The organism is Oleiphilus sp. HI0125 (genome assembly GCF_001635355.1).
Genome location: NZ_LWGF01000501.1, coordinates 1 through 561, shown reverse-complemented (window position 1 = coordinate 561; position 561 = coordinate 1). Strand labels below are relative to the sequence as shown.

Annotated in this window: 1 protein-coding gene; it reads left to right on the top strand. The window is 45.6% G+C overall.

Going from position 1 to position 561, the window contains the following annotated elements:
• The coding region (locus tag A3762_RS27260; RefSeq protein ID WP_197469078.1) for a hypothetical protein at nucleotides 1-561 on the top strand (561 nt) is incomplete at both ends.

The window sequence follows — 561 nt, the reverse complement described above, 5'->3', positions numbered from 1 at the left end:
TGTTACTACTGTTGATCAAGATGATGATGATCTATCGAGCAGCCAGTTAGTGACGCAAGCTAGCTTTATTATTAATGTTGAGGCTGAGGCGGATGCACCTAACGTCACAGCCGAGCATGCATTAGGATTGGTTGATACTCCCATTGAGCTTAACCTATCTGCGGATCTGATTGATCTTGATGGTAGTGAGTTGTTTAGTTCATTGACTTTGAGTGGATTGCCCAGTGGGGCAACGCTGTCCGCAGGAATAGATTTGGGTAACGGTAGCTATACACTTACAAAGTCTGATCTAGAGGGTTTAACTCTCACTTCTGCACCCGGTGATAGCGGCAATTTCAGCCTTACCTTAACGGTGAACAGCGAAGATACCGACGCAGAATCGATGTTGACAACATCCGCTAGTAGCGTTGTTGAATTCGATGTGAATGTCGTGCCGTTATTTAGCGCGTCCATTGACGAGGATAATATTCTTACGATTGACACAGCGGATATTGATACCGAGGTGATCTCAATTGACGAGATGGTATTGGATGATCCAAGCCAAGCGACTGTCAGTCCCCT